Annotated in this window: 8 protein-coding genes and 1 pseudogene; 5 read left to right on the top strand and 4 right to left on the bottom strand. The window is 66.6% G+C overall.

Going from position 1 to position 8985, the window contains the following annotated elements:
- On the top strand, positions 1–2061 hold a 2061-nt coding region (locus KGM94_RS20450; RefSeq protein WP_300263470.1), incomplete at its 5' end, for a methyl-accepting chemotaxis protein.
- Positions 2062–2148: 87 nt separating this feature from the next.
- Here the strand turns inward: KGM94_RS20450 and KGM94_RS20445 are convergent.
- The 3 genes from KGM94_RS20445 to KGM94_RS20435 all read right to left on the bottom strand — a co-directional run bounded on the left by KGM94_RS20445 (position 2149) and on the right by KGM94_RS20435 (position 4478).
- On the bottom strand, positions 2149–3081 hold the full coding sequence (locus KGM94_RS20445) for an AraC family transcriptional regulator (protein WP_300263468.1): 933 nt from the start codon (positions 3079–3081) through the stop codon (positions 2149–2151).
- 398 nt (positions 3082–3479) lie between these two features.
- Positions 3480–3962, bottom strand: coding sequence for a hypothetical protein (locus tag KGM94_RS20440; protein WP_300263465.1), 483 nt, complete (start codon positions 3960–3962; stop codon positions 3480–3482).
- A 111-nt stretch (positions 3963–4073) separates the two neighbouring features.
- Positions 4074–4478 carry a DUF3606 domain-containing protein gene (locus tag KGM94_RS20435; RefSeq protein WP_300263463.1) on the bottom strand — a complete coding sequence of 135 codons (405 nt, stop codon included), beginning with the start codon at positions 4476–4478 and terminating at the stop codon, positions 4074–4076.
- A 177-nt stretch (positions 4479–4655) separates the two neighbouring features.
- Between KGM94_RS20435 and KGM94_RS20430 the strand changes: the two genes are divergently transcribed.
- Entirely contained in the window at positions 4656–4802 is a 147-nt protein-coding gene (locus KGM94_RS20430; RefSeq protein ID WP_300263461.1) for a hypothetical protein, read from the top strand.
- A gap of 67 nt (positions 4803–4869) precedes the next feature.
- Here KGM94_RS20430 and KGM94_RS20425 read toward each other — a convergent pair whose 3' ends face one another.
- Complete coding sequence (locus KGM94_RS20425; RefSeq protein ID WP_300263459.1) at positions 4870–5721, bottom strand: SDR family NAD(P)-dependent oxidoreductase; 852 nt, start codon at positions 5719–5721, stop codon at positions 4870–4872.
- 193 nt (positions 5722–5914) lie between these two features.
- Between KGM94_RS20425 and KGM94_RS20420 the strand changes: the two genes are divergently transcribed.
- The 3 genes and pseudogenes from KGM94_RS20420 to KGM94_RS25315 form a co-directional block, all read left to right on the top strand.
- Positions 5915–7411, top strand: a complete 1497-nt coding sequence (locus KGM94_RS20420; RefSeq protein ID WP_300263457.1) for an aldehyde dehydrogenase family protein — start codon at positions 5915–5917, stop codon at positions 7409–7411.
- A 182-nt stretch (positions 7412–7593) separates the two neighbouring features.
- On the top strand, positions 7594–8721 hold the full coding sequence (locus tag KGM94_RS20415; RefSeq protein ID WP_300263455.1) for an alkene reductase: 1128 nt from the start codon (positions 7594–7596) through the stop codon (positions 8719–8721).
- Between the two features lie 172 nt (positions 8722–8893).
- Positions 8894–8985 (top strand): annotated as a pseudogene (locus KGM94_RS25315) (GFA family protein); the annotation flags it as partial.

Below are 8985 nucleotides of genomic sequence, written 5' to 3'. Positions count from 1 at the left end.
ACCTATTTCAACGACCAGTTCGTCGAAACGTCGGGCTTCACCGAGCAGGAGCTGATGGGGCAGCCGCACAACATCGTCCGCCATCCGGACATGCCGCCGGAGGCCTTTGCCAATCTCTGGGAGACGCTGAAGGCGGGCAAGCCGTGGGCCGGCGCGGTCAAGAACCGGCGCAAGAACGGCGACTTCTATTGGGTGCTCGCGAGCGCCACGCCGATCTGGGAGAACGGCCACGTGGTCGGCTACATGTCGATCCGGACGCAGTTGCCGGCCGACCAGCGCGAGGAGGCCGAGCGCGTCTATGCCGCGATCCGGCAGAAGAAGGCGGCCGCCATCAGGCTCGAGGCCGGCATGATCCGCAAGCGGTCGCTGCTCGATGCGTTCGCGGTGTTCACGCGGTCCATCAAGGCGCGGCTCATCACCATGGTCGGCGTGCTCTCCGCCTCGATGGCGGTGATCGGAATAGTCGGCCTCGTGGGCATGAACCAGATGAACCAGCGCGCCAGGTCGATCTATGAAGACCGCTCGGTGCCGCTCGCCCAGCTCTTCGAGATCAACGACCGCATGCAGGCGAATTCGCTGGTGCTGCTGCGTGCCGCGGCCGACGGGCGCAACGGCCACGAGACGGCGAACGCGCAAGGCGCGATTACGGCTAATATCGAGCGGATCAGCAAGCTGTGGTCCGGCTACATGGCCTCTGCCCTCACGCCGGAGGAGAAAGCGGTCGCGGATACCTTCGCGCCGAGGCGCGCCGACTATGTCGAGCGCGCGCTGAGGCCGGCGCTCTCGATGCTGGACGGGCGCAAATACGACGAACTCGCCGTTCACATGACCGGCAAGGGCGCCGAGTTGTTCCAGGCGGCGAAGGTCGACATGGACCGGCTTGTGGCGATCCAGCTCCAGCAGGCGAAGGCCGAGTACGACGCCGCGCAAGGCTCCTTCGTCGTTGCCATCGTCAGCGCGCTCGCGGTGCTGTGCCTGGGTCTGCTGTCCGGCGCACTGTTGTCGGTCGCGACGATCCGCGCCGTCGGCAGGCCGCTCGCGCACCTGAACGACATCATGGCGAGGATCGCGCAAGGCGTCTTCAATACCCGCGTCCATGTCGAGCGCGACGACGAAGCCGGCGTGGCGCTCCGCAATCTGCAGGCCTTGCAGGCCAAGCTCGGTTTCGACCGCGAGCAGCAGAAGGATCTGGAGAGGCGCGCGGCGGAGCAGCGCCGGGCCGACATGCATCGGCTCGCCGGCGAGTTCGAGGCCGCCATCGGCGACATCATCGGGACCGTCGCCGCTGCCGCGACCGAGCTCGAAACGGCCGCCGGTACGCTCACCGGAACGGCAGACTCGACGCAGCAGCTCTCCATCGCGGTCGCAGCGGCGTCCGAGCAGGCCTCCACCAACGTGCAGTCGGTGGCGTCCGCCACGGAGGAGATGTCGTCCTCGGTGAGCGAGATCAGCCGCCGGGTGCAGGACTCCGCCAAGATGGCCGGCGAGGCCGTCGAGCAGGCGCGGCAGACCAATGCGCGCGTCAGCGAGCTGTCGAAGTCCGCCGCCAGGATCGGCGACGTCGTCGAGCTGATCAGCAGCATTGCCGGCCAGACCAATCTGCTGGCGCTGAACGCGACCATCGAGGCCGCGCGTGCCGGCGATGCCGGACGCGGCTTCGCCGTCGTCGCCTCCGAGGTCAAGGCGCTGGCCGAGCAGACGGCCAAGGCCACCGGCGAGATCAGCCAGCAGATCGCCGGCATCCAGACTGCGACGCAGGAATCGGTCGCGGCGATCGGGGCGATCAGCGGCACCATCGAAAACCTGTCCGAGATCTCGACGGCGGTTGCCGCTGCGGTCGAGGAGCAGGGCGCTGCGACCCAGGAGATCTCGCGCAACGTGCAGCAGGCCGCCCTGGGCACGCAGGAGGTCTCCTCGAACATCACCAACGTGCAGCGAGGCGCGACCGAGACCGGCTCGGCGTCGTCGCAGGTGCTGTCCTCCGCGCAGTCGCTGTCGACCGAGAGCAACCGTCTCAAGGCGGAGGTCGTCAGGTTCCTGGCGACGGTGCGGGCCGCCTGATCCAGGTTCGACGTCAGGCGACGACCGCGGCGCCTCGCTGCGGCCGTCGCGGCACGACCGGCGAGGATGATTCGCTGCGATGCGCCGCTACGAGGATCCCTGGGCGCGGCGCAGCGTCTCCGACGGCAGCTCGCCGTGGAGGCGAAAATAGTCCGCGGCAAAACGGCCGATGTTCTGGAATCCGCACCGCAGCGCGACGCTGGTGACCGTCGCGTTATCCGACGATCGCAACAGCTCGGCGGCGCGTTGCAGCCGGACGCGCTTGGCGAACTGGGCCGGCGAACCTCTGCCGGCGCGCACGAACTCGCGGAACACGGTGCGCACGCTGACATTGGCGACCTTTGCGAGTTCGTCGAGATCGATCGGCCGGTGCCAGTTCGCTTCGATGAAGGCCTCGATCCGCTCGACGATGCTGCGCCCCGCCGTTGGCGTCTCGCGGCGCAACAGATGCGAAAAATTATGCTCGTGGGCGAGCAGGAAGCGGACCAGGAGGTCGCGCTCCAGCTCGGCCTTGGCCAGCGGCGAATACTCCTCGGCGAACGCCTCCAGCTCCTCGGCGAGGTGGAACACGTGCCGCCGCAGGAACGACATGCTCGACGGATTCGGCTCGCGCTCTGAAAACTCCAGCCGCCTGTCGCTGGTATCGCCGACCAGCGCCTTGATGGTGCGCTCCAGCGCCGAAGTGTCGATGCGCAGGGTGAGCTTGCGATAGTCCTGGCCGAAATCCAGCCGCAGCCTCGATCTGGCCGGGACGATCGGCGTCCAGGCGCCGATCGGCGCGCTGCCATGCGGCGTGGTGTAGCTTGCCCGGCCCTGGATCAGGAAGATCTGCCGCAGGAAACCCGCTTCGGGGAAGCTCACCGAGATCGGACAGTCGGACGAGCAGTACGACAGTCCGATGTGCGTCAAGCTGGCGTAGTTCGCCCGGAGACCGAAGCTGCCCTCACCTTTGTCGAATCCGTCGGCGCCCAGCACGGAGAAGAGGCGGTCGCGTGCAAGCTCGCTGTTGTCGGTGTGCACGGCTTCGTACTTGTCGAGATAAATGGCACACCCCCAAAGACGCAGCAGACGAAATCGCGTCGCATTCGCCAAGTTACGCGATCACGGCGAAAGCGCCACCAATTTCGAATCCTGAAGCGTGCGAGTGTGCGGAAAAGCGAATCGCATCGCGTCGCTCGCTGTGCGTGATTGTCGGAATTCGGCAAAATTGCCGAACGGCGACACGCATGAGACTGCAGAGCCACGATCCGGCGGTAACCACGCGCGCGCAAGGATATGCCATGATCAATATCATACCACTCGGCCGGGCTGACGCAGGGAGAGAGTGCCGGGGATTCGAGTGCCCAGACTTCAGGGGCGGCGTCGCCTCGATCTTCCGTCAGTGCGGCGCTGCTTCCGCGGGCCGGTCGCGCGCGCCGCTAATGTCCGGGCTCGAACGTGCAATCCGCCCCGCCGCCGTCCTTCTTCCGGATCGCGTCCGGATCGACGATGCAGCTGAGCTTGGTCAGGCTTTCGAACACCGATCCGGCCGCGCCGTCGGAAGGGATTCCCGCGACCGCCAGGGTGGCGTAGATCTCGTGGGCGGTCGAGCCGTTCAGTGTCCGCGTCTTCTTTCCGAAAGTGATCTCGCAGGAGCGGGCGGTGATGTCGACATTGCTGATGCGGCAGACGATCTTGTCGGCGGTCACCACGATCTTCTCGTTGTAGGGAATGTCGCTGTTGGACGCGAACAGCATGGCCATGGCCTTCTTCTCGGCCGAGGTCAGCGATTTCGACAATCGCGCGGCGACGCCTGCGAGCGCGAGCGCCGGGGAGCCGGAGACGGTCGCAGCCTGCGCGACCGATGCGCCGCCGAGGGACAGCGCCAGTGAAAGCGCGAAGATCAGTTTGCCGGATGTCATCTTGGCCTCCCGAGTGCCGCACAGCCGCGGACGCTGCCACCATCTGGATGTGCAACGCGCGTCCGCACATTGTGAGACGGCTTACGCCGCCCGCCTGGCGTCGGCCACTGTTTACGCCGCCTTCCTGCGCCTGGTCGCCTTCTTTGCGGTCTTCTTCGCTTTCGCCTTCTTGGCGGCCTTGCGGCCCTTGAGATAGGCCTCGACCTTTCTGGAGGAATGGCCGGCGGCCGCCACCGCCGCCTTCAGTCTCGCCGGCGTGATCTTGAATTTCTTCGACCAGTAGCGAACCTCGTAGGGTTCGCCGAGCGCGATCCGCAGCTTGTCGGCGGCGCGGTGCTTCTGCAGCTTGAGGTAGGTTTCCACCTTCCTGGCGGAATGGCCGACCTTCTTGACGGCATATTTCAGCTTGGCCGGCGTCACCTTGAACTTCTTCGACCAGTAGGTGACCTCATGGCGCTCGCCGAGCGCGATCAGCGCGCGGTCGGCTGCGCCCCGCTTCTTCCTGTCGTCGGCCATGCTTCCCTCCCTGCGTTGGACCACCTGCAAGTCTAGCATGCAGCCGGGATTCGGGAATGGTCTCGTTTGCAGCGCAATAGGGCGATCGGCCGTGAGGCGCCGGTCGCGATTCCGTGATGGAACGGAAACGCCGCTGCCGCGACTTATTTGAGACGACGGCAGGTGTGTGAGGCTGTCATGGCAGAGCACTGGAAGCAAACGGCCGACCCAAGCGAGATCATGCGGGCAACCGGTTATCCCGAGCTGGAATACGCGGCGGGCTGGACCATCGCCGGTCTGGTCACGATCGTCACGATCGTCGCAGCTTGGGTGTTCGCGATCTGAACCGGATCGCCGGAAACCGTGGAGCGAAGGTGAACCACCAGCGCGCGCGCCAAGGCAAACGCGCCCGTCATTTGTTTTTCACGAACGCCGCGAACGCTTCGGCATAGTCGGGGTGCCAGCGCGACAGCGGCGGGCGGTTCTCGACGATGTCGCCGGCGGCCCACAGGATGCGCCGCTCGTCGAGCGCGCGCGGCACGTCGTTGTCGGGGCAGAGGATGTAGAAGTCGCCGGCGTCCAGTCGCTCCAGCATGAAATCCACGGTCTGCTCCGGCGTCCAGGCGCCCGCCGGCTTCTCGCTGCGGCCGTGCGCGGTCAGCGGCGTGAACACGAAGCCGGGGATCAGCAGATGCGCCGTGATGCGGCAGTCCCTGGTGTTGCGCAGTTCGTGCTGCAGCGCCTCGGTGAACGCCTTCACGCCGGCTTTGGCGACGTTGTAGGCGGGATCGCCCGGCGGCGTGGTGATGCCTTGCTTGGAGCCGGTGTTGATGATGAGACCGTACCGGCCGTGCGCGATCATGTGCGGCGCGAAGGCGCGCGTGCCGTGGATGATGCCCCAGAGATTGACGCCGATCACCCGCTGCCAATTGTCCGGTGCGCCGAACAGGCTGCTGCCGGGCTGGATGCCGGCATTGTTCATCAGCACGTCGGTGCCGCCGAACCGCTCCCGCACGGCGTGCTCGAGCTCGCTCACGCTCTCCATGCGGCTGACGTCGACCGTCGCCGCCATCACGGTCGCGGCCCCCTTGGGCGCGATCGACGACAGGATCGCCTCGGCGGCCGTCAGCCGCGCGGCGTCGACGTCGGCGATGCAGACCTTCATGCCGAGGCCTGCGAACTTCATCGCGGCGGCGAGCCCGATGCCCGAGGCGCCGCCTGTGATCACGGCGACATGATCTTCTGACAGGGCGGGATGGGGCATGGCGGTACTCCCGTAGACGGCGAGGGGACAAGTGCATACGACCTATGGCACGGCCGCCCGGCGACCACCGACAGCAGGGCATGGGAGGTCTTCGTTCCGCGCCGGGTTTACGATGATTCCGTCGCGCTGTAGCTTACGAAAGATAACGATCCCGCCCAGATCGAACCTAATCAACACGCAAGGGAGTGCAGCCATGGCTATGACGCAGGCTATTCCGATCGCGCGCCATCCGTTCGCCAACGGGTCCTACAAGCAGATGCTGATCGACGGCCAATGGGTCGACGCGGCCTCGGGAAAACGCTTCGAGACCCGCAACCCCGCGACCGGCGAACTGCTCGCAACCGTCGCCGAGGGCGACAAGGCGGACATCGACCGCGCGGTCGCCGCTGCCCGCCGCGCCTTCGAGGGGCCGTGGAGCAAGGTCAAGCCATTCGAGCGGCAGAACCTGCTTCTGAAGCTCGCCGACCTCATCGAGAAGAATTTCGACGAATTGTCCCAGCTCGACACGCTCGACATGGGCGCGCCGATCAGCCGTACGCGCGCCTACAGGCTGCGGGTGCTCGGCATGCTGCGCTACTACGCGGGACAGGCGACCGCCATCCACGGCGAGACCATCGAGAACTCGCTGCCGGGCGAGATCTTTTCCTACACGCTGAAGGAGCCGGTCGGCGTCGTCGGCGCGATCATTCCCTGGAACGGCCCGTTCACGGCGACGATCTGGAAGATCGGGCCCGCGATCGCGACCGGCTGCACCGTGGTGCTGAAGCCGGCCGAAGAGGCGCCGCTGACTTCGCTGCGCATCGCCGAGCTCGCGATGGAGGCGGGCGTGCCGGCAGGCGTCATCAACGTCGTGCCGGGCTATGGCGAGACCGCCGGAGCGGCGCTCGCCTCGCACCACGACGTCGACAAGGTCGCCTTCACCGGCTCGCACGTCACGGGGCAGTCGATCATCCGGGCATCCGCCGGCAATCTCAAGCGCGTCTCGCTCGAGCTCGGCGGCAAGTCGCCGGACATCGTGTTCGCGGACGCCGATCTCGATGCCGCGGTGCCGGGCGCGGCGATGGCGGTGTTCGCCAATTCGGGGCAGATCTGCTCGGCCGGTACGCGGCTGTTCGTCGAGCAGGCGATCTACGACGAGTTCGTCGGCCGCGTCGCCGAGTTCGGCAGGAAGCTGCAGGTCGGCAACGGGCTCGATCCCAACACCCAGATCGGCCCGCTGGTCTCGGAACAGCAGCTCGAACGCGTCACCGGTTATCTCGACGTCGGCCAGAAGGAGGGCGCGAGGGCGCTTGCCGGCGGCGCGCGCATCACCGAGGGCCCGCTGGCGAAGGGCTACTTCGTCTCGCCGACGGTGTTTGCTGGCGTCCAGGACAACATGCGTATCGCGCAGGAGGAGATCTTTGGCCCGGTCATCTCCGCAATCGCGTTCAAGGACATGGACGAGTTGGTCAAGCGCGCCAACGCCACGATGTTCGGCCTCGGCTCGGGCCTGTGGACGCGCGACGTCTCCAAGGCGCATCACGTGGCGAAAAGTTTGCGCGCCGGCTCGGTCTGGGTCAATTGCTACCAGGCGATGGATCCGGCGGTGCCGTTCGGCGGCTACAAGATGAGCGGCTACGGCCGCGAATCCGGCAAGCAGCACGTCGAGGAATATCTCAACGTCAAGGCGGTCTGGATCAAGACCGGCTAGTTTCTTCCTTCGCCTCTCCCCGCCTGCGGGGAGAGGCCGCGCCGCAGGCGCGGGTGAGGGCGGCTTCCGCGAGTTCAGTCGTCACCCTGTTCGCGGCTGCAGCCCCTCACCCCAACCCTCTCCCCGCGAAGAGCGGGGAGAGGGAGAGCATCCATCCGTTCCTTCGATCATTCGGGGCAGTCATGAAATTTCCGGCGTTGTTTCAACCCTTGCAGGTGGGGCGGTATCGCCTTGCACATCGCGTCGTGATGGCGCCGCTGACGCGGATGCGGGCCGAGCGCGACAGTTTTGCGCCGCGCGCCCTCAATGCCGAGTATTACGCCCAGCGCGCGAGTAAGGGCGGCCTGATCATTGCCGAAGCCTCGCCGGTGGTGTCGCAGGGACGCGGCAATCCCGCGACGCCGGGCATCTATACCGACGCGCAGATTGCCGGCTGGCGCAAAGTCGTCGACGCCGTGCATGCCAAGGGCGGCATCATCTTCCTCCAGCTCTGGCATGTCGGGCGCGTCTCGCATTCCTCCCATCACGGCGGCGCGTTGCCGGTGGCGCCGTCCGCCATCGCCATCAAGGTCGAAGGCATGAAGGCGATGACCGCCGACGGCAAGATCGCCGACTACGAGACGCCGCGCGCGCTGGAGACGGACGAAGTCGCAGGCGTGGTCGAGGCGTTCCGGCAGGGAGCGAAGAACGCGCTTGCCGCCGGCTTCGACGGCGTCGAGATCCACGGCGCCAACGGCTATCTGCTCGAGCAGTTCCTGCAGTCGCGCAGCAACAAGCGCACCGACCGCTATGGCGGCTCCATCGAGAACCGCGCGCGGCTGCTGCTGGAGATCACGCAGGCCGCGATCGACGTCTGGGGCGCGAACCGCGTCGGCGTGCGGCTGTCGCCCTACGGCATTGCCAATGATTCCGGCGAACCCGATCCGATGCCGCTCTACACCTACGTCGTGAAGGCGCTCGACAGGCTCGGACTCGCGTACCTGCACTTCATCGAGCCGCGCTCCAGCGGCGCCGGACGCGCCGAGGTCAACTGGCAGAACGTGCCCTCGGCCATGGTGCTGTTCCGCCCGCTCTACGGCGGCGTCCTGATCACCGCCGGCGGCTTCACCGGCGAGACCGGCAACGCCGCGATCGCCGACGGTCACGCCGACGCCATCGCCTACGGCCGCATCTTCATCTCCAATCCCGATTTACCGCGGCGCCTGCAGCGCGGTTTTCCGATCACGCCCTACAACCGCGCCACCTTCTACGGCGGCGACGAGAAGGGCTACACGGATTACCCCGTGCATGACGAGCTCGCGCCGGCGTGACTTTCTTGTAGCCCGGATGGAGCGAAGCGAAATCCGGGAATCGCGCCTCGAGCCTGGTCTCCCCGGATTGCGCTTCGCTCGATCCGGGCTACATTCGCTCTTCCGTCATTGCGAACCAACGGGGCCGCGCTTTGCGCGGACCCGTTGGTTCGCAATGACAGTGGAGAGAGAGATGGCCAAAGCCAAGCCCGCCGTCGGCATCGCCACCGGCCAATGCCTGTGCGGCAAGGTCCGCTTCGAGATCGACGTGCCGGCGCGCTGGGC

Source organism: Bradyrhizobium sp. (assembly GCF_028868675.1).
Lineage (GTDB): Bacteria > Pseudomonadota > Alphaproteobacteria > Rhizobiales > Xanthobacteraceae > Bradyrhizobium.
The sequence above is the reverse complement of the archived record's forward strand: the minus strand, read 5'-3'. Positions and strand labels throughout refer to the sequence as shown.